Origin of the sequence: Pseudomonas sp. SL4(2022), assembly GCF_026625725.1 — a bacterium.
Taxonomy (GTDB): Bacteria; Pseudomonadota; Gammaproteobacteria; order Pseudomonadales; family Pseudomonadaceae; genus Aquipseudomonas.
Map to the genome: position 1 here is coordinate 1,369,225 of NZ_CP113060.1, position 18,426 is coordinate 1,387,650.

Below are 18,426 nucleotides of genomic sequence, written 5' to 3' on the forward strand. Positions count from 1 at the left end.
ATGAGTTGAGTCACCCGACAATAACAGCTGCAACACTCACCCCTGTCAGACGGCGCCAGGATGGCACAGGCCTTGTGAGCCTTCTTATTTAATAAACGACACCAAAAGGCCATTCGTCACTAACGGACTGTATAACACAAACCACCCAGGCGTTATCCGGCATACGCGCAGCCTGCATGGCGCACCCGGCAAAAATGCGCCAGAGCAATGCACAGCGACCCACTCGTGCACAGCAGCGGTTCACAGCCTGGGCCATCGACGCCTTAAACCCTCGCCCTTATGCCCTGCAGTCCGCCACATTCAGGCTGTTGCGGCCCGCGTAATAAAACTGGCACACGGCCTGCATAGACTCTGGCAATCCCAGTTTTGGGGACCTTGGTACAGGCAGGCCGGGGATTCCCCTCTTTTATTGCTCCCTCAGGCTGACCACCAGCCGCCAACGACTACCCACTTGTTCAGCGCGCCACGCGCTGTGCAGTGGGCGAGCCGCCACCACCCGCAGAACCAGATCCCTTCGCTCGCGCTGCAAACGCCAATTGGCCTGGCGGCCATTTACTTTGAGCGTGCCTTGCAGCTCCCGACCAAAACTCTTCAAACGCAGGTTGATCACACCCGCCACATGCTCCTCATGCGGGATTGGCTCAACGTTGAACCACAGCTCCAAACCCTGTTCCAGCACCTCTACCCGCTCAAGCCACAGAGGGTCGGGCTGAAACATACGGCCAATCATCAGGCCAATCAGGAAACCAAATACACCCAACGAAGCAATCACCCGCACCCACGGACGAGGGCGCGGGTCTGTAGAATACTGCTCGTCGTCAAGCTCGGAGCCGCGCATGTTTCACGTCATCCTTTTTCAACCGGAAATACCGCCCAATACCGGCAACATTATCAGGCTCTGCGCCAACAGCGGCTGCCACCTGCACCTGATCGAGCCACTGGGCTTCGAACTGGATGACAAACGCCTGCGCCGCGCCGGCCTGGATTACCACGAATATGCCACCCTGCAGCGTCATGCCGACCTTGCCAGCTGCCTGACCAGCATCGGCCAGCCTCGCGTGTTTGCCTTTACTACCAAAGGCTCACAGGCGTTTCACGAGGTCAGCTATCAGCCTGGTGACGCGTTTCTGTTCGGCCCGGAAAGCCGCGGCCTGCCACAAGAGATTCGCGACAGCCTGCCCACCGAACAACGCCTGCGCTTGCCCATGCGCGAGGGCTGCCGCAGCCTGAACCTGTCCAATACCGTTGCCGTGGCGGTCTATGAAGCCTGGCGCCAGCAGGGTTTTGCCGACGCCCAGTAGCACCGATCTTGCTGTACAGCGCCCATTAAAAAACGCCCCGTGGGGCGTTTTTTGTTACAGCCACACACCTTAGTGCGCGGTAGCCGCCTCGCCAGCCTGCTGCATACGCTGCAGCTCCTGAGCATACAGGGCATCGAAGTTCACCGGCGCAAGCATCAGCGCCGGGAACGAGCCACGTACCACCAGGCTGTCCAGCGTTTCGCGGGCATAGGGGAACAGGATGTTCGGGCAGAACGCACCCAGGGTGTGGCTCATGGAAGCCGCATCCAGACCTTTGATCAAGAAGATACCGGCCTGCTGCACTTCAGCGATAAAGGCCGTTTCTTCACCTGTTTTGACGGTAACGGAGATCGTCAGCACCACTTCGTGAAAGTCACCCTCGAGGGCTTTCTGGCGAGTGTTGAGGTCCATGGCAACGCTAGGCGCCCACTCCTGACGGAAGATTTCCGGGCTCTTCGGCGCTTCGAAGGACAGGTCACGTACATAGATCCGCTGCAGAGAGAATTGCGGAGTTTGTTCGTCCTGAGCGGCGCCGTTGCTTGCTTGTTCTGTCATGGCAAAGCCTTCTTCTCGTTAAAGTACTGAATAAACAGGGGGGTTAAGCCTTGAGCAACGCGTCGAGTTTGCCAGCGCGCTCCAAGGCGTAGAGGTCATCGCAACCGCCGACATGGCGGTCACCGATCCATATTTGCGGCACCGAGGTGCGCCCCGCCTTGCGGGTCATTTCTGCACGCACATCCGGCTGGCCATCCACCTTGAGCTCGTTGAAAGCCACACCTTTGTGGCTCAGCAACTGCTTGGCACGGATGCAGTAGGGACACCAGTCACTGGAATAGATGACGACAGGTTGCATTTCATTTCACCAGTGGCAGGTTGTCGCCACGCCAGCTGGCAATCCCGCCGGACAGTTTGGCGGCGGTAAAGCCAGCTTTCTTCAGGTCGCGACAAACGCCACCACTGTGCTGGCCCATGGCATCGACCACGATGATGGTTTTAGCCTTGTGCTTGTCCAGTTCAACCATGCGGGCAGCGAATTTTTCGAACGGAATATTCAATGCACCGACGATATGTCCGGCGGAAAAGTCCTTCTGTCCGCGAATGTCCAGCACCACGCCCTGCTCACTGTTGACCAGTGCGGTCAGCTCACGGCAACTCAGGCTCTGCCCACCTTTGCGCGCTTCGGTGAAGATCAGCAGCGCCAGCAGGGTCACGAACAATCCGCTCAGTACATAGTGGGTAGTGGCAAATTCAATCAAGTTGGCAAGCATTATGCGGTTCCGGGACGGTAAAATGTCGGCCAGTATACACAGCCACACAGGCCGGCCAAACCCCGCCTGGCGGTGACGTTTGCCGCACTTGGCCGTAAAATGCCCGGCCTTGTTTCCCGCCCATCGACCCAGAGCGAGCCAGCTTTATGAGCGCCACGCCCAAACCCCTGGTACTGATCATCCTTGATGGCTTCGGCCACAGTGACAGCCCGGAATCCAACGCCATCATGGCCGCCAACACCCCGGTCTATGACCACCTGCGCGCCACCCAGCCACATGGTTTGATTTCGGGCTCAGGCATGGATGTCGGCTTGCCGGACGGGCAAATGGGCAACTCCGAAGTCGGCCACATGAACCTCGGTGCCGGCCGCGTGGTGTACCAGGACTTCACGCGGGTGACCAAAGCCATTCGCGATGGCGAGTTTTTCACCAACCCGACCATCACCACTGCAGTCGATAACGCCGTCAGCGCCGGCAAGGCCGTGCATATCTTTGGCCTGCTCTCCGACGGCGGCGTGCACAGCCACCAGGATCACCTGGTGGCCATGGCCGAACTGGCCGCCCAGCGCGGCGCGGAAAAAATCTACCTGCACGCCTTCCTTGACGGCCGCGACACCCCACCCAAGAGCGCCCAACCGTCCATCGAGCGGCTCGACGCCACCTTCGCCAAGCTCGGCAAGGGCCGCATTGCCAGCCTCAGCGGCCGTTATTTCGCCATGGACCGCGACAACCGCTGGGAACGCGTAGAGCAAGCCTATGCACTGCTGGTCGACGGCCACGGTCAGTTCACCGCAGCCACCGCCGTGGAAGGCCTGGAAGCTGCCTATGCACGGGGGGAGAGTGACGAGTTCGTCAAAGCCACCACCATCGGCGAGCCCGTGCGCATGGACGATGGCGACGCCGTGGTGTTCATGAACTTCCGCGCCGACCGCGCCCGCGAACTGACCCGCGCCTTTGTCGAACCAGGCTTCAAGGAATTCGAGCGCAAACGCGTGCCGCAACTGGCCGGCTTCATCATGCTGACCCAGTACGCCGCGAGCATCCCGACGCCCAGCGCCTACAAGCCGGAAGCCCTGACCAACGTGCTTGGCGAGTACCTGGCGAACAACGGCAAGACCCAGCTGCGCATCGCCGAGACCGAGAAATACGCCCACGTCACCTTTTTCTTCTCCGGCGGCCGTGAAGAGCCCTTTGCTGGCGAAGAACGCATCCTGATCCCGTCACCGAACGTCGCCACCTATGACCTGCAGCCGCAGATGAGCGCCCCGGAAGTTACCGACCGAATCGTCGACGCCATCGAAAACCAGCGTTATGACGTGATCATCGTCAACTACGCAAACGGCGACATGGTTGGCCATACCGGCGTGTTCTCCGCGGCCGTGGCGGCCGTGGAATGCCTGGACAGCTGCGTCGGGCGCATCGTCGCGGCGCTGGACAAAGTCGGCGGCGAAGCACTGATCACCGCCGACCACGGTAACGTCGAGCAAATGGCCGACGAAAGCACTGGCCAGGCGCACACCGCGCACACCTGCGAACCAGTCCCCTTCATCTATGTCGGTAAGCGCTCGGCAACAATCCGCCCAGGCGGCGTACTGGCCGACGTAGCCCCAACCCTGCTGACCCTGATGGGCCTGCCGGTGCCGGCGGAAATGACCGGCACCAGCATCGTCGAGCTGAACTGAGCCGCTGCCCGCAAGCCAGGTGCAATGCCTGGCCTGCGGGCCGTCGCTACGCGACGTTAAAAATGGCTCCCAGCCATTTTTTAGGCATACTAGGCACGATCTTAATTCAGGTGCTGCCCGCCCCATGTTTCGTGCCCTCGCCCTTATCTTTCTGACCCTCCTGCTGACGCCTGCGATCGCCGACGAAAAGAGCGACGCGCAGAAGCAGCTGGACGCCGCGCGCGCCGATGTCGCCGAGCTGAAACAACTGCTGGAGAAGCTGCAACAGGAGAAATCCGGTGTACAGCAGGCGCTGAAAAAGACCGAGAGCGATATGGGTCAGCTGGAGAAGCAGGTCAAGGGCTTGCAGCAGGACCTGAAAAAAAGCGAAGACGAGATTCAGCGACTCGATGGTGAGAAAAAAAACTCGAGGGCGCGCGCCTTGAACAGCAACGCCTGATCGGCATCCAGGCCCGTGCCGCCTACCAGAGCGGCCGCCAGGAGTACGTCAAGCTGCTGCTCAATCAGCAGAATCCGGAAAAGTTTTCGCGCACCCTGACCTACTACGACTACCTCAGCGAAGCGCGCATGGAGCAGCTGGCCACCTTCAACGAAACCCTGCGCCAGCTGGCCAATGTTGAAATGGACATCGCCAACCAGCAAAACCAGCTACTGGAGCAGAAAAGCGCGCTGGATGGCCGCCGCGAGCAACTCGCCAGCGTGCGCAAGGAGCGTCAGCTGGCCCTGGCCAAGCTGAACACGGAATTCTCCGCCCGCGACCAAAAGCTCAAGGCCCGTGAGCAAGAGCAGGCCAAGCTGGCCCGCGTACTGAAAACCATCGAAGAAACCCTCGCCCGCCAGGCCCGTGAAGCAGAGGTCGCTCGTCAGCAAGCGCTGCTGGCCGAACGCGAACAGGCACGCAGTGGCAACAAAGCCCCAAGCAGCGGGCCATTGGTCAGTGCCGGAGCCAGCTTTGGCGGCCCATTTGCCAAAGCCCGCGGCCAGTTGCCCTGGCCTGTCAACGGTCGCCTGGTGGCACGCTACGGCACCCCACGTGGCGGTGATGCCCGCACCACTTGGGATGGCGTATTGATCGGTGCATCAGCCGGCAGCCAGGTGCATGCCGTACACGGCGGTCGCGTGGTGTTTGCCGACTGGTTGCGCGGTGCCGGGCTTCTGGTCATTCTCGATCATGGCAACGGCTACCTGAGCCTCTATGGACATAACCAGAGCCTGCTCAAGGATGCCGGCGATGTGGTCAAGGCTGGCGAAGCCATCGCCACTGTAGGCACCAGTGGCGGCCAGGACACCCCCGCGCTGTATTTTGCAATTCGCCAGCAGGGCCGCCCGATCGACCCCGCTCAATGGTGCCGCGCACAAGGATAAGTGCTGCTATTACCGATTCAGGACTGGAGTAAGTTCGACATGCCGCATCTGTTCCGCCTCACCGCTCTAGCACTGGCCGTTACCCTGCTGGGCAGCACGGCCGCCCTGGCCGCGCCGGCTGAAGCCCCCGCCACGGTCAGCGACAGTGCACCGCTGCCGTTAGACGACCTGCGCACCTTTGCCGAGGTGATGGATCGCATCAAATCCGCCTACGTCGAGCCGGTGAGCGACAAGACCCTGCTGGAAAACGCGATCAAAGGCATGCTCAGCAACCTTGATCCGCATTCGGCCTACCTGGAACCAGAAGCCTTCCGCGACCTTCAGGAAAGCACCAGTGGTGAATTCGGCGGGCTGGGCCTTGAGCTTGGCACCGAGGACGGTTTTCTCAAGGTGGTCTCGCCGATTGATGACACCCCAGCCTCTGTTGCAGGCATCCAGCCAGGTGACCTGATCGTGAAGATCGACGGCCAACCGACCAAGGGCATGTCGCTGATGGAAGCCGTCGAGAAAATGCGCGGTAAAGCCGGCAGCGACATCGAACTGACCCTGGTGCGCGAAGGCGGCAAACCCTTCGACATCGAGCTGACCCGCGCCGTGATCAAGGTCAAAAGCGTGAAGAGTCAGTTGCTCGACGATGGCTACGGCTACATCCGCATTACTCAGTTTCAGGTCAACAGCGGCGAAGAAGTCGGCAAGGCGCTTGCGAAACTGCGCAAGGACAACAGCAAGAAGCTACGCGGTATCGTTCTCGACCTGCGTAATAACCCCGGCGGCGTGCTGCAGGCGGCGGTGGAAGTCACCGACCACTTCCTCAAGAAGGGGCTGATTGTCTACACCGAAGGGCGCATCGCCAACTCCGAGCTACGCTTCAATGCCGATCCGGCCGATGCCAGCGAAGGCGTACCGCTGGTGGTGCTGATCAATGGTGGCAGTGCCTCGGCCTCGGAAATCGTCGCAGGCGCCCTGCAGGACCATAAACGTGGCGTGCTGATGGGCACCGACAGCTTCGGCAAAGGCTCGGTGCAGACCGTACTGCCGCTGAACAATGATCGCGCCCTGAAACTCACCACCGCGCTGTATTTCACCCCCAACGGCCGCTCGATCCAGGCCCAGGGCATCGTGCCGGACATCGAAGTGGCGCGTGCCAAGCTGACCCGTGAGCAAGGCGACGAATCCATCAAGGAAGCCGACCTGCAAGGCCACCTGGGCAATGGCAACGGTGGCGCTGACAAGCCAAGTAAAAGCAAGACCAACGCCCCGATACGCCCACAGGATGATGACTACCAGCTGAGCCAGGCACTCAACCTGCTCAAAGGCCTGAGCGTCACCCGCGGCGACTGATCGCCCGCCTGCAGGAGCGAGCCAGCCCCGCGAAACTGCAGCCAACAAAAAGCCCGACCTTGAGCACTCAGCGTCGGGCTTGTTAATAACGCCTGAAACTACAGGTAGTTATTGGTCATCTCGTCGATAAAGCCTTCGGCACGCAGCTCATCCAGCGCTTTCTGCAGACGCTGCACCACCTCATCGGGCGTGTCCTTATTCAGCGCCAGGTACAGCTCAGCCTCGTTGAAACGCAGCGCGGTATTCAAACCACTGACGCCTTCCTGCTTGGCCAGGTAGCGCCCCACCGGATCGGTGGTGGCCCACAGGTCGATCTTGCCGCTGAGCAGCTTCTTGATGTTTTCCTGATCACGCAGGGCGTTGGTCGGGGTCAGACCCTGGCTTTCCAGGTGCTGACTGACGGCATCATTCTTGTAGGCGCCGATCTGATACTGCGCGGCATCCTTGAGGCTGTTGATGCTGATGTTATTACCCGGTGCAGCCAATAGTACCCAGCCCGTCTTGGCCAGCGGCCCCACCCACTTGAACAGTGGCTGACGCTCAGGCGTAAAGGTGGTGGAGAACAGGCCGTAGCTGGGCTTGTCCAGAGTCAGGCGATAGAGGCGATCCCAGGGAAAACGCAAAGTCAGGGTGTAGTTGATGCCGGCACGCTTGAACATCTCGCGGACGATTTCGGTACTTATGCCATCGATACCGTCGTCACGGGCGTAGTTCTTGTCATCCACGGACATATTGAATGGCGGGAAGTTCTCGGTCAGCAACACCACTTTGTAATCGGCTGGAAGCTCTGCACGGGCTGCGCAGGCACTCAGGACAAGCCCGAACAACAGGCTGGCTTTCAGGGTTTTCAACATAGGTCATTCCGCTCGCATGAATTGTGATTATGGCTAGCGGCATCCCTGCTCGGGCGACTGCCCGGCGACGTATGGTACGTGGCGTCAACCATCCATGGTTGCAGGCCGGTTGGTGGCCAGCCCGCTATTTTTCGTATTACAGGTAGTTGTTCAGAATATCGTCGACAAGACCTTCGCTGCGCATCTTGTCCAGCTCGGCTTGCAGCTTCTGTACAACCTCGTCCGGCACTTCTTTGTTCAGCGCCAGATACAACTCTGCGCTATCGAAACGCAGAATGGTTTTCAGCCCAGAAACACCTTCCTGCTTGGCCAGGTAGCGGCCGGCAGGATCACCAGTAGCCCACAGGTCGATCTGACCGGCCATCAGCTTCTTGGCGTTTTCCGTATCGCGCAGGACGGTAATCGGCTCCAGGCCTTTCTCCACCAGATGCTCGGCTATCGCATCGCCCTTGTAGGCACCGACCTTGTATTGCTTGGCGTCTTCCAGGCTGCTCAAAGTAATGCTGCTATCGGCCTTGCCGAGCAGTACCCAGTCATCCGGACCAATCGGACCGACCCACTTGAATAGCGCCTCACGCTCCGGCAGACGCGCAGTAACAAACACGCCATAGCCTGGCTTTTCCAGCGCCAGCTTATAGATGCGATCCCAGGGGAAACGCAGGGTCATGTTGTATTGAATGCCGGCCCGCTTGAACATCTCGCGGATGATATCGACGGCAATACCGTCGATATTGTCTTCTTGGGCGAAGTTCTTGCCGTTGATCGCCATGTTGTACGGCGGGAAGTTCTCAGTCAGCAGGACCATGCGGTAGCTCGGGTCGATTTCGGCCCGAGCACTGCCCGCGAGCACCACAACTGTGCCGGCAAGGGCGACTAGAAATTGTTTGACCATGATGTCTCACATCGATAGTTGGGCTGAGCATGCAAGCATACCCAGCACGCCCGACTAAGCCCAGCCCAGGTTTTGCACAGGCACGGACGCAAAAAGCTTACCGATAAGCGTCTTTGATCGTATCCAGCTCACCTTGAGCGCGCATATCGTCCAGGGCTTTCTGCAACTTTTGCACCACTTCATCGGGCGTCTCTTTATTCAGCGCCAGATAGAGCTCGGCACTATTAAAGCGATGCACCACCTTTAGCACGCCCAGTGAAGACTGCTTGGCCTGATAGCGCCCACCCGCTTCATTAGTAGCCCACAGGTCGATCAACCCCTTCTCCAGCTTGCTGAGGTTTTCCTTGTCCTGCAGGCTGGTTTGTACGGTCACGCCGCGGTCGATCAGGAACTGTGAAATCGCGTCATCGCGATAACCGCCGATCCGATAGTCACCTGCCTGCTCCAGGCTGTTCAACGCAATGGTGCTGTCGGCCTTGGCCAGCAACACCCAATTGCTCACAACAATCGGCCCAACCCACTTGAACAGCGATTCACGGTCCGCCGTGCGAGCAGTGGAGAACACCCCGTAGCCCTTGCTCTCAAGCGCCTGCTTGTACTGTCGCTCCCAGGGGAAGCGCAGGATCACCTGACATTCAAGCTGCGCCTTGCTGCACAGCCCACGCACCGTATCGCTGCTGATGCCTTGCACATCAGCGTCCTTAGCAAAATTGCCACCACCGGCCGCCATGCTGAACGGCGGCAGGTTTTCGGTAAGCAGAACCAGAGGCTCCGCACGCACCAGGCTGACGGCAGACAACAGCAAAAGCGCGGTGAACAGCCGAATAGCGGACATAAGCACTCCGTGTATGAACAAGGCTATTTGAGGAAAGAGTAACGGCCGAAAGGCATGCCGACAGCAACGGCCCCAGGCGCGGACAGACTGATTTTAGCGGGCGGATCAACATTTTGCTGTCGACTCGCCCGCAGCAGCAGCCAGCAGAATGGCTGGCCAGCCAGGAATGCAACTTGCCCGCGCCTCAGCCAGTCAACCTGAACGCGGGCAACTGACACTCAAGGACAACCGCGCCAGGACGGCCTCTAGCGCACCACGATCCCGCGACTGGCCATGTAGGCCTTGGCTTCCGGCACAGTGTATTCGCCGAAATGGAAGATGCTCGCCGCCAGTACGGCTGCGGCCTTGCCTTCGATGATGCCGTCAGCCAGGTGCTGCAGGTTGCCGACGCCGCCGGAGGCGATCACCGGAATGCCGACCATTTCGCTGATGGCGCGGGTCACGCCCAGGTCATAGCCGCTTTTCACGCCGTCCTGATCCATGCTGGTCAGGAGGATTTCACCGGCACCGAGGTCTTCCATCTTCTTCGCCCAGAGCACCGCATCCAGACCGGTGGGCTTGCGCCCGCCGTGGGTGAAGATTTCCCAGCGCGGGGTTTCACCCGGCTTGGAGACTTTCTTCGCGTCGATGGCCACGACGATGCACTGCGAACCAAAGCGCGAAGCCGCTTCGCCGACGAACTCCGGGGTGAACACCGCGGCAGTGTTGATCGACACTTTGTCCGCTCCGGCGTTCAGCAGGTTGCGAATGTCCTGCACGGTGCGCACGCCGCCGCCCACGGTCAGCGGGATAAACACCTGGCTGGCCATGCGCTCGACGGTGTGCAACGTGGTGTCGCGGCCGTCGACGCTGGCCGTGATGTCGAGAAAGGTAATCTCGTCAGCACCCTGCTCGTCATAACGACGGGCGATTTCCACCGGGTCGCCGGCGTCGCGGATGTTCTCGAACTGCACGCCCTTGACCACGCGGCCATTGTCCACGTCGAGGCAGGGGATGATGCGTTTAGCCAAAGCCATAACTATGTTCTCGTTGGATGGGGCGGGCGGCGTTCCGCTGAGCGCAGCGATACCCATCGTCGCGCCAACGGATGACTCCAACGGTGGGTTACGCCGCTACGCGACTAACCCACCCTACGTTCAGATCAGCCTTTGAAGGCGTCGCAGAAGGTCTGCGCTTCGGCCACATCCAGGGTGCCTTCATAGATGGCACGCCCAGTGATGGCACCGATGATGCCGGGCGAACGTGCCAGCAGCAGCTTCTCGATATCACCCAGGTTATGGATGCCGCCGGAGGCGATCACCGGAATACGGCTGGCCGCCGCCAGTGCAGCAGTGGCTTCGACGTTGCAACCCTGCATCATGCCGTCTTTGGCGATGTCGGTATAAACGATGGCCGAGACGCCGTCTGCTTCGAAGCGCTTGGCCAAATCAGTGGCCTGTACGGTCGACAATTCTGCCCAGCCGTCGGTGGCGACGAAGCCATCTTTGGCGTCCAGACCGACGATCACCTTACCAGGGAAAGCCTTGCAGGCGTCGGTGACGAACTGCGGATCTTTTACCGCCTTGGTGCCGATGATCACGTAGCTGACGCCGGCGCGCACGTAGTGCTCGATGGTTTCCAGGGTACGGATGCCACCGCCGATCTGGATCGGCAGAGTCGGGTAGCGCTTGGCGATGGCCGTGACCACTTCGCCGTTGACCGGCTGGCCTTCGAAGGCGCCATTGAGGTCAACCAGGTGCAGACGACGACAGCCGCCTTCGACCCACTTGGCCGCCATGCTCACCGGGTCATCGGAAAACACCGTGGAGTCTTCCATGCGGCCCTGGCGCAGACGCACGCAGGCGCCGTCCTTCAGATCGATAGCGGGGATAATCAGCATCGGATGAACCTGCTCAAGTCGTGTGAATTCGGTGGGTCAGCTCTTTTCGAGTGCCCAGAGGTCGCTTTCGATGCTCTCGAACCGTTCTTTCAGGTGAGTCTGCACATCGAAAATCGCCCGATTGTAGTAGTGCGGTGCAATCTCGCGGGCAAACAGTTCGAGCACCTCGGCGACCTCGAAACTGCCCAGTTCCAGCTCGAAGCGCTCGGCCATGAAACGCTTGAGCACCCGACAGGCTTCACGCTCCTGCTCGGCATTCAACGTCATGATCGGCGGTTTCGCCTTGCCCCGGCTCATTTACCAGCGGCCATCCCAAGCAGCAAAGTTCTGCAGCAGCTGCAGGCCATGGGTGTGGCTCTTTTCCGGGTGGAACTGCACGGCAAAGCGCGAACCTTCGGCCAGTGCTGCGGCGAAATCCTTGCCGTAATGACCGCGACCAACCACCTGTTTAGGGTTGCCGGCCTCGATGTAATAGCTGTGCACGAAGTAGAAGCGCGCCAGGTCCGGAATGTTGTGCCACAGCGGGTGTTTGACCGCCTGCATCACCTCATTCCAGCCCATGTGCGGCACCTTGAGCGGCTCGCCGTCTTCGACCATGTCCTTGCCGAAGAAACGCACCTTGCCGGGGAACAGGCCGATGCAATCGACACCATCGTTCTCTTCGCTGTGCTCCAACAGCGCCTGCATGCCTACACAGATACCAAGAAACGGCCGGTCTGCACTGACTTCGCGCACCAGCGCGTCAAAACCCAGGCGTTTGATCTCGGCCATGCAATCACGAATCGCGCCCACGCCGGGGAACACCACGCGATCGGCCTCGCGAATCACCTGCGCATCGCTGGTGACCAGCACCTTGCCAGCACCCACATGCTCAAGCGCCTTGGCCACCGAGTGCAGGTTGCCCATGCCGTAGTCGATTACTGCAACCGTCTGCACTTACAAGCACCCTTTGGTCGACGGCATTTGCCCGGCCATGCGCTCATCCAGCGTCACCGCCATGCGCAGCGCGCGGCCGAAGGCTTTGAACACGGTTTCAATCTGGTGGTGGGTATTGGTGCCACGCAGGTTGTCGATGTGCAGCGAAACCAGCGCGTGGTTGACGAACCCCTGGAAGAACTCCTGGAACAAGTCCACGTCAAAACCACCGACCACGGCGCGGGTAAACGGCACGTGCATCTGCAGGCCCGGACGGCCGGAGAAGTCGATCACCACGCGCGACAGCGCTTCATCCAGCGGCACATAGGAATGACCGTAACGGGTCATGCCCTTTTTGTCGCCGATAGCCTGAGTGAAGGCCTGGCCAAGGGTGATGCCGACGTCTTCAACGGTATGATGGTCGTCGATATGCAGGTCGCCCTTGCACTGGATATCCAAGTCGATCAGACCGTGACGGGCGATCTGATCGAGCATGTGTTCAAGAAACGGCACGCCAATATCAAACTTGGCCTTGCCAGTCCCATCCAGGTTGATCGAGACCTTGATCTGGGTCTCCAGGGTATTGCGCTCGACGGATGCCGTACGTTCGGCCATCACCAGCTCCAGAAATTGCCCACGGAAAAAGGCTGGCATTATAGGCGGGCATCCACCCAGGCGGCTACCAGCGGCGATCAGAGGCGCCGCTATCGAACGCATAACCCCACGTCAGAGAACGAACGGAACGCATATGGACAGTATCGACACCCTGATTATTGGCGCAGGCGCGGTCGGCCTGGCCTGCGCTGCACGCTTGAGTACGCCGGGGCAGAGCTGCCTGATCGTCGAGGCGGAAAGCCTGATCGGCAGCCATACCTCCAGCCGCAACTCAGAAGTTATCCATGCAGGGATCTACTACGCCCCCGGCTCACTCAAGGCCGAACTGTGCCTGGAAGGCCGCGAACGCCTGTATGCCTGGTGCAACAGCCATCAGGTGGCGCACCGCCGGCTGGGCAAACTGCTGGTGGCCGTGGAAGGCGCAGAAATCGCCAAACTCGAACAACTGCAGCGCAATGCCCAAGCCTGCGGCGTGCACGACCTGCAGACCATCGAGCAGCCGCAGCTAAATGCCCTGGAACCCGCCGTGCGCGGCGTTGCCGCCCTGCTCTCGCCCAGCACCGGGATTATCGACAGCCACGCCTACCTGCAATCGCTACTGGCTGCTGCCGAGCATCGCGGCGCGCAGTTGATTCTGCACACCCGCGTCGAACAGCTCGAAGCAGATGGCGATGGTTGGCTAGCCCACGGCCAGAGCAACGGTGAGCCATTCCAGCTCAAAGCCCAGCGGGTGATCAATGCCGGCGGCCTGTTCGCCCAGCAACTGGCCAAGCAAACCCAAGGGCTGCAGAACCTACCGCCGCTGCACCTGTGCCAGGGCCGCTACTTCAGCTACAGCGGCCGCTCACCCTTCCAGCACCTGATTTACCCAATGCCGGAAGCCAACACCGCCGGACTTGGCATCCACGCCACCCTGGACCTTGGCGGCCAGCTGCGTTTCGGCCCGGATACCCGCTACCTCACGCACATCGATTATCAGGTCGAGGAAAGCCTGCGCGCGCCATTCGCCGACGCCATCCGCCGCTACTTCCCAGCCCTCGACAGCGCGCGCCTGGTGCCGGGCTACAGCGGTATTCGACCGAAACTCGCAGGCCCCGGGGAACCGGCCGCCGACTTCATTATCCAAACGCCCAATGATCACGGCCTGTCAGGCCTGGTCAACCTGTTCGGTATCGAGTCCCCCGGCCTCACCGCCAGCCTGGCGATTGCCGAGCGTGTGGCTCAGGCCCTGTAAAAGCCGCTTGCAAAATCACCCGGCAAACCGGACTGTCAGCGGCCCAGATAAAAGTGCCGGCGCTATACTCGCCGGCTTGAATGGCTGCTTTTCACCCTCTTGCTTCGAAACAAGGATTCGCACATGAAAGCGCTCGGCAAAATTCTCGGCCTGTTTTTTCTCGGGCTCTTGCTGATCATCGTGGCGCTGGGCTTTGCCCTCACCCACTTGTTCGATCCCAACGATTACAAAGATGAAATCCGCCAGCTGGCCCGCGACAAGGCCAACCTGGAGCTGACCCTCAAGGGCGATATCGGCTGGAGCCTGTTCCCCTGGCTCGGCCTGGAGCTGACCGACGCCACCCTCGCCAGCCCCAACACCCCGGACAAGCCGTTCGCCGACCTGCGCCTCCTCGGCCTGTCGGTACGCGTGCTGCCGCTGCTGCGCAAGGAAGTGCAGATGAGCGACATCCGTATCGACGGCCTCAACCTCAACCTGCAGCGCGACGAGAAAGGCCGCAGCAACTGGGACGATGTCGGCAAGCCAGCCAACGCCGCGAATGCAACAGCCGACGCACCAGCAGCGAGCACCGACAGCACGCAGGCCGACAGCCCAGCCGCTGAGCCTAGCGAAAGCAGCCAGCCACTGAAGCTGGATATCGACAGCCTGATCGTCAACAGCGCACGCATCGACTACCACGATGCGCAAAAAGGCCAGCAATTCAGCGCCGAAAGCATCCAGCTGACCACCGGAGCGATTCGCGAAGGTGCAAGCATCCCGGTCAAACTCAGCGCCTTCTTCGGCCTCAACAAACCGGTGCTGCGCGCGCGCAGCGAACTGCAAGGCGAACTGCGCTTCGACCGCGCCTTGAAACGCTACCAACTGGAAGACGCCAAACTCTCCGGCGAAGTCTCCGGCGAACCCTTCGATGGCCAGACCCTGACCTACTCCGCGCAAGGCCAACTGCTGGTCGACCTGGCCGCCCAGGTCGCCGAATGGAACGGCCTGAAACTCTCCGGCAACCAGCTGCGCGCCTTGGGCGAGTTGAAAGTCCGCGACCTCGACAAGCAGCCAAAACTCAGCGGCGGCCTGTCCATCGCTCCACTCAACCTGCGTGAATTCCTCGCCACCATCGGCCAGAAACTGCCGCCGATGAACGATGACAAAACCCTCAGCCAGTTCGAATTGGTCACCCGCCTCAGCGGCACCGACAACAGCCTGACCCTTGAAGACCTCAAGCTGACCCTGGATGACAGCCACTTCAGTGGCCAGCTGGCAATTGCCGATTTCACCAAGCAGGCACTGCGCGTGCAGCTCAAGGGCAACCAGCTGAACCTCGATCGCTACCTGCCCGCGCCCTCCAAGGACGCCAAGGATGCCGGTGCCGCCCGCAAGGCCGAGGTCAAGGCCAGCGTCGCCAATGCCGGACAGAGCGGCAGCACACCACTGCCTGACGCACCGACCCAGCAAGCCTGGAGCAGCAGCGAAATGCTGCCACTCGACCTGCTGCGCAAGCTCGACGTGCAACTCGACCTCGGCCTGGATCAGCTCATCGTCCAACAGCAGGTGATCAGCACCTTCAGCGCCAAGGCACAAAGCAAAGGTGGCCTGCTGACCCTGCAGGATGTGCGCGGCACTATCGGCAACGGCAGTTTCAACGCCCAAGCCAGCATCGATGCACGCCCAGCCATCCCGCTGCTCAGCGTACGCAAAAGTGTCAGCGGCATTCCGCTTGAGCCATTTCTGAAAAAGTCCGACCAGCCTTCGCCGGTCAAAGGCCTGCTGGATCTCAACGCCAACCTGACCACCAGCGGCAATAGCCAGCGCGCCTGGGTTGAAGGACTGACAGGTGATGCACGGTTCCAGCTGAATGACGGCGTGCTGGTCGACGCCAACCTCGAACAGCAACTGTGTCGCGGCATCGCCACGCTCAACCGCAAATCCCTGAGCAGCGACCCGCGCGGCAGGGACACGCCCTTCAAAACCCTGCAAGGCAGCCTGAGCCTACACAATGGCGTCGCCCACAACCCGGACCTCAAGGCCGCCATTCCAGGCCTGGCAGTCAGCGGCAATGGCGACCTGGACCTGCGCATCCTCGGCCTTGACTACCGCATCGGTATCACCGTCATTGGCGATCAGCGCGAAATGCCTGACCCGGCCTGCCAGGTCAACGAACGCTATGTCGGCATCGAATGGCCGGTGCGCTGCCGCGGCCCACTGGAAATGGGTGGCAAGGCCTGCCGCCTGGATCAGGACGGCCTGGGCAAAGTCGCCGCCAAGCTGGCCGGCAACAAGCTCAGCGAGAAGATCGAAGAAAAACTCGGCGACAAAGTCAGCCCCGAACTGAAAGACGCACTCAAGGGCCTGTTCAACCGATGAGCCCCGCGCAATTTTCCGCCGCAGTTCTGAACTGGTACGACAGCCACGGGCGCAAGGACCTGCCCTGGCAACAGGGCATCACACCCTACCGCGTGTGGGTCTCAGAGATCATGCTGCAGCAGACTCAGGTCAGCACCGTACTCGGCTATTTCGACCGCTTTATGGCCGCATTGCCGACGGTTAATGACCTGGCCGCAGCCCCGGAAGACGAAGTGCTACACCTGTGGACGGGCCTCGGTTACTACACCCGCGCGCGCAATCTGCAAAAAACCGCGCAGATCGTTATGCGCGAACATGCCGGCGAGTTCCCCCGCGATGTCGACCAGCTCACCGAACTTCCCGGCATCGGCCGCTCCACCGCTGGCGCCATCGCCAGCCTCAGCATGGGCCTGCGCGCGCCGATCCTCGACGGCAATGTCAAACGCGTACTGGCGCGCTACGTCGCGCAGGAAGGCTATCCAGGCGAGCCAAAGGTGGCCAAGCAGCTGTGGGATGTGGCCGAGCGCTATACCCCGCACGCCCGGATAAACCACTACACCCAAGCGATGATGGACCTCGGTGCCACCCTGTGTACCCGCAGCAAGCCGAGCTGCCTGCTCTGCCCGCTGAAGAGCGGCTGCCAGGCACACCTGCTGGGCCTGGAAATCCGCTACCCGATCCCCAAGCCGCGCAAGACATTGCCACAGAAACGCACACTGATGCCGATCTTCGCCAACCACCACGGCGAGGTGCTGCTCTATCGCCGCCCATCCAGCGGCCTCTGGGGCGGCCTGTGGAGCCTGCCGGAACTGGACGAAGTAACAGCCATCGCCCCACTCGCCAGCCAGCATGGCCTGCAACTCGGCGCGCAACGCGAGCTGAGCGACCTGACCCACACCTTCAGCCACTTCCAACTGACGATCGAGCCCTGGCTGGTGCAGGTCGACGCCGCGCCAACTGCCGTGGCCGAGGCTGACTGGCTCTGGTATAACCTCGCCACCCCGCCGCGCCTGGGCCTTGCCGCCCCAGTGAAGAAGTTGCTGAAGCGCGCGGCCGATGCACTCGCAACAGCACCGAATACTGGAGAAACACCATGACCCGCACCGTACAGTGCCGCAAACACAAGCAGGAACTCCCCGGCCTGGACCGCCCGCCGTATCCGGGCGCCAAAGGTGAGGACATCTTCAACAACGTCTCCAAGCAAGCCTGGGACGAATGGCAGAAGCACCAGACCCTGCTGATCAACGAACGCCGCCTGAACATGATGAACGCCGAAGACCGCAAATTCCTCCAGGCCGAGATGGACAAATTCCTCTCCGGCGAGGAATACGCCCAGGCCGAAGGTTATGTGCCACCCAGCGAGTAACCCTGGCGAACCGTGGAAGGCGCTTTAGCGGCGAACGGCTCTAACAGCAGGCCTAGGGTGGATGAAGCCTTATCCATCCACCACACCGAGAGGGTGGATAAGCAAAGCGTTACCCACCCTACACGCCTCACCCGTGGGAGGCGTTTTAGCGGCGAAATGCCCCACCAGAAATCGCGACTAAAGCCCCTCACGCGCTCATCACCCAGACCGCAGGGTGAATAACGCCTTATCCATTCAGCGCATCGCAAGGTGCCGCGCAACCCTCACCCGAACCTAACCGCCCGTAATAATTAAATATTTTTCAAACTCGCGCTTGACACCCACCCTTCAAATCCGTCTAATAGCGCCCCGTTGGCCCAGGTAGCTCAGTCGGTAGAGCAGGGGATTGAAAATCCCCGTGTCGGCGGTTCGATTCCGTCCCTGGGCACCACTAATACCGGAAAACCCCAAGCGAGCTAAACCTCCTTGGGGTTTTTTAATGCCTGTATTTCAACTCGCACCCCAAAGCCGATAGGCGCCAGCAGAAATTGTGCACGCGCGAC

19 protein-coding genes, 1 tRNA gene and 1 pseudogene are annotated in these 18,426 nt (G+C 60.7%); 9 read left to right on the plus strand and 12 right to left on the minus strand.

From position 1 onward, the window contains the following. Positions 1-406: 406 nt before the first annotated feature. The gene (locus tag OU997_RS06565; RefSeq protein WP_108489293.1) at positions 407-838 is read right to left on the minus strand and encodes a hypothetical protein; all 432 of its coding nucleotides are present in this window, start codon (positions 836-838) and stop codon (positions 407-409) included. Here OU997_RS06565 and trmL point away from each other — a divergent pair. Continuing rightward, positions 837-1,301 carry a tRNA (uridine(34)/cytosine(34)/5-carboxymethylaminomethyluridine(34)-2'-O)-methyltransferase TrmL gene (gene trmL / locus OU997_RS06570; RefSeq protein ID WP_108489294.1) on the plus strand — a complete coding sequence of 155 codons (465 nt, stop codon included), beginning with the start codon at positions 837-839 and terminating at the stop codon, positions 1,299-1,301. The genes OU997_RS06565 and trmL overlap by 2 nt on opposite strands. Positions 1,302-1,370: 69 nt before the next feature. Here the strand turns inward: trmL and secB are convergent, their stop codons facing one another. From secB to OU997_RS06585, 3 genes are read right to left on the minus strand one after another with little or no spacing between them, the layout of a single operon-like run. Next, positions 1,371-1,856 carry a protein-export chaperone SecB gene (secB, locus tag OU997_RS06575; protein WP_108489295.1) on the minus strand — a complete coding sequence of 162 codons (486 nt, stop codon included), beginning with the start codon at positions 1,854-1,856 and terminating at the stop codon, positions 1,371-1,373. Positions 1,857-1,899: 43 nt separating this feature from the next. Then, positions 1,900-2,154 carry a glutaredoxin 3 gene (gene grxC, locus OU997_RS06580; protein ID WP_108489296.1) on the minus strand — a complete coding sequence of 85 codons (255 nt, stop codon included), beginning with the start codon at positions 2,152-2,154 and terminating at the stop codon, positions 1,900-1,902. Between the two features lies 1 nt (position 2,155). Further along, positions 2,156-2,569, minus strand: a complete 414-nt coding sequence (locus OU997_RS06585) for a rhodanese-like domain-containing protein (protein ID WP_267809463.1) — start codon at positions 2,567-2,569, stop codon at positions 2,156-2,158. Between the two features lie 146 nt (positions 2,570-2,715). On the opposite strand from OU997_RS06585, the gene gpmI reads away from it, so the two are divergent. The 3 genes and pseudogenes from gpmI to OU997_RS06600 all read left to right on the plus strand — a co-directional run bounded on the left by gpmI (position 2,716) and on the right by OU997_RS06600 (position 6,957). Beyond that, a complete protein-coding gene (gene gpmI / locus OU997_RS06590) occupies positions 2,716-4,251 on the plus strand; it encodes a 2,3-bisphosphoglycerate-independent phosphoglycerate mutase (RefSeq protein ID WP_267809464.1) in 1,536 nt (511 codons plus the stop codon). A gap of 124 nt (positions 4,252-4,375) precedes the next feature. Further along, positions 4,376-5,616 (plus strand): annotated as a pseudogene (locus OU997_RS06595) (murein hydrolase activator EnvC family protein). 39 nt (positions 5,617-5,655) lie between these two features. Then, positions 5,656-6,957: a S41 family peptidase gene (locus OU997_RS06600; protein WP_108489346.1), complete on the plus strand. Its 1,302-nt coding sequence runs from the start codon at positions 5,656-5,658 to the stop codon at positions 6,955-6,957. Positions 6,958-7,055: 98 nt separating this feature from the next. Here OU997_RS06600 and OU997_RS06605 read toward each other — a convergent pair whose 3' ends face one another. The 8 genes from OU997_RS06605 to hisB all read right to left on the minus strand — a co-directional run bounded on the left by OU997_RS06605 (position 7,056) and on the right by hisB (position 12,947). After that, complete coding sequence (locus tag OU997_RS06605; protein WP_108489300.1) at positions 7,056-7,811, minus strand: substrate-binding periplasmic protein; 756 nt, start codon at positions 7,809-7,811, stop codon at positions 7,056-7,058. Between the two features lie 136 nt (positions 7,812-7,947). Further along, positions 7,948-8,703: a substrate-binding periplasmic protein gene (locus tag OU997_RS06610; protein WP_267809465.1), complete on the minus strand. Its 756-nt coding sequence runs from the start codon at positions 8,701-8,703 to the stop codon at positions 7,948-7,950. A gap of 97 nt (positions 8,704-8,800) precedes the next feature. Beyond that, positions 8,801-9,538, minus strand: a complete 738-nt coding sequence (locus OU997_RS06615; protein WP_108489302.1) for a substrate-binding periplasmic protein — start codon at positions 9,536-9,538, stop codon at positions 8,801-8,803. Between the two features lie 245 nt (positions 9,539-9,783). Beyond that, complete coding sequence (gene hisF, locus OU997_RS06620; RefSeq protein WP_108489303.1) at positions 9,784-10,554, minus strand: imidazole glycerol phosphate synthase subunit HisF; 771 nt, start codon at positions 10,552-10,554, stop codon at positions 9,784-9,786. A gap of 125 nt (positions 10,555-10,679) precedes the next feature. Next, a complete protein-coding gene (gene hisA / locus OU997_RS06625) occupies positions 10,680-11,417 on the minus strand; it encodes a 1-(5-phosphoribosyl)-5-[(5-phosphoribosylamino)methylideneamino]imidazole-4-carboxamide isomerase (RefSeq protein WP_267809466.1) in 738 nt (245 codons plus the stop codon). Positions 11,418-11,453: 36 nt separating this feature from the next. Further along, positions 11,454-11,714 (minus strand): DUF2164 domain-containing protein, encoded by a 261-nt coding sequence (locus OU997_RS06630; RefSeq protein WP_267809467.1) that lies wholly within the window; start codon positions 11,712-11,714, stop codon positions 11,454-11,456. Continuing rightward, the gene (hisH, locus tag OU997_RS06635) at positions 11,715-12,353 is read right to left on the minus strand and encodes an imidazole glycerol phosphate synthase subunit HisH (protein WP_267809468.1); all 639 of its coding nucleotides are present in this window, start codon (positions 12,351-12,353) and stop codon (positions 11,715-11,717) included. Continuing rightward, positions 12,354-12,947 (minus strand): imidazoleglycerol-phosphate dehydratase HisB, encoded by a 594-nt coding sequence (gene hisB / locus OU997_RS06640; RefSeq protein WP_090255169.1) that lies wholly within the window; start codon positions 12,945-12,947, stop codon positions 12,354-12,356. It abuts the gene before it with no gap. 133 nt (positions 12,948-13,080) lie between these two features. Here hisB and OU997_RS06645 point away from each other — a divergent pair, with 133 nt between their 5' ends. From OU997_RS06645 to OU997_RS06665, 5 genes are all read left to right on the plus strand, one after another. Further along, a complete protein-coding gene (locus tag OU997_RS06645; protein ID WP_267809469.1) occupies positions 13,081-14,181 on the plus strand; it encodes an NAD(P)/FAD-dependent oxidoreductase in 1,101 nt (366 codons plus the stop codon). Between the two features lie 123 nt (positions 14,182-14,304). Next, positions 14,305-16,539, plus strand: a complete 2,235-nt coding sequence (locus OU997_RS06650) for an AsmA family protein (protein ID WP_267809470.1) — start codon at positions 14,305-14,307, stop codon at positions 16,537-16,539. Next, the gene (mutY, locus tag OU997_RS06655) at positions 16,536-17,615 is read left to right on the plus strand and encodes an A/G-specific adenine glycosylase (RefSeq protein WP_108489309.1); all 1,080 of its coding nucleotides are present in this window, start codon (positions 16,536-16,538) and stop codon (positions 17,613-17,615) included. Before OU997_RS06650 ends, mutY begins: the two co-directional genes overlap by 4 nt. Beyond that, positions 17,612-17,884 (plus strand): oxidative damage protection protein, encoded by a 273-nt coding sequence (locus OU997_RS06660; protein ID WP_090379491.1) that lies wholly within the window; start codon positions 17,612-17,614, stop codon positions 17,882-17,884. Before mutY ends, OU997_RS06660 begins: the two co-directional genes overlap by 4 nt. Positions 17,885-18,238: 354 nt before the next feature. Beyond that, positions 18,239-18,314, plus strand: a tRNA-Phe gene (locus tag OU997_RS06665). Positions 18,315-18,426 lie beyond the last annotated feature (112 nt).

Coding starts and splice junctions, on each gene's coding strand:
- OU997_RS06565 (WP_108489293.1), bottom strand. CDS start 838: ATGCGCGGCTCCGAGCTTGACGACGAGCAGTATTCTACAGACCCGCGC.
- hisA (WP_267809466.1), bottom strand. CDS start 11,417: ATGCTGATTATCCCCGCTATCGATCTGAAGGACGGCGCCTGCGTGCGT.
- hisB (WP_090255169.1), bottom strand. CDS start 12,947: ATGGCCGAACGTACGGCATCCGTCGAGCGCAATACCCTGGAGACCCAG.
- mutY (WP_108489309.1), top strand. CDS start 16,536: ATGAGCCCCGCGCAATTTTCCGCCGCAGTTCTGAACTGGTACGACAGC.
- OU997_RS06605 (WP_108489300.1), bottom strand. CDS start 7,811: ATGTTGAAAACCCTGAAAGCCAGCCTGTTGTTCGGGCTTGTCCTGAGT.
- secB (WP_108489295.1), bottom strand. CDS start 1,856: ATGACAGAACAAGCAAGCAACGGCGCCGCTCAGGACGAACAAACTCCG.
- OU997_RS06600 (WP_108489346.1), top strand. CDS start 5,656: ATGCCGCATCTGTTCCGCCTCACCGCTCTAGCACTGGCCGTTACCCTG.
- OU997_RS06585 (WP_267809463.1), bottom strand. CDS start 2,569: ATGCTTGCCAACTTGATTGAATTTGCCACTACCCACTATGTACTGAGC.
- hisF (WP_108489303.1), bottom strand. CDS start 10,554: ATGGCTTTGGCTAAACGCATCATCCCCTGCCTCGACGTGGACAATGGC.
- trmL (WP_108489294.1), top strand. CDS start 837: ATGTTTCACGTCATCCTTTTTCAACCGGAAATACCGCCCAATACCGGC.
- gpmI (WP_267809464.1), top strand. CDS start 2,716: ATGAGCGCCACGCCCAAACCCCTGGTACTGATCATCCTTGATGGCTTC.
- OU997_RS06615 (WP_108489302.1), bottom strand. CDS start 9,538: ATGTCCGCTATTCGGCTGTTCACCGCGCTTTTGCTGTTGTCTGCCGTC.
- OU997_RS06645 (WP_267809469.1), top strand. CDS start 13,081: ATGGACAGTATCGACACCCTGATTATTGGCGCAGGCGCGGTCGGCCTG.
- OU997_RS06650 (WP_267809470.1), top strand. CDS start 14,305: ATGAAAGCGCTCGGCAAAATTCTCGGCCTGTTTTTTCTCGGGCTCTTG.
- grxC (WP_108489296.1), bottom strand. CDS start 2,154: ATGCAACCTGTCGTCATCTATTCCAGTGACTGGTGTCCCTACTGCATC.
- OU997_RS06660 (WP_090379491.1), top strand. CDS start 17,612: ATGACCCGCACCGTACAGTGCCGCAAACACAAGCAGGAACTCCCCGGC.
- OU997_RS06610 (WP_267809465.1), bottom strand. CDS start 8,703: ATGGTCAAACAATTTCTAGTCGCCCTTGCCGGCACAGTTGTGGTGCTC.
- OU997_RS06630 (WP_267809467.1), bottom strand. CDS start 11,714: ATGAGCCGGGGCAAGGCGAAACCGCCGATCATGACGTTGAATGCCGAG.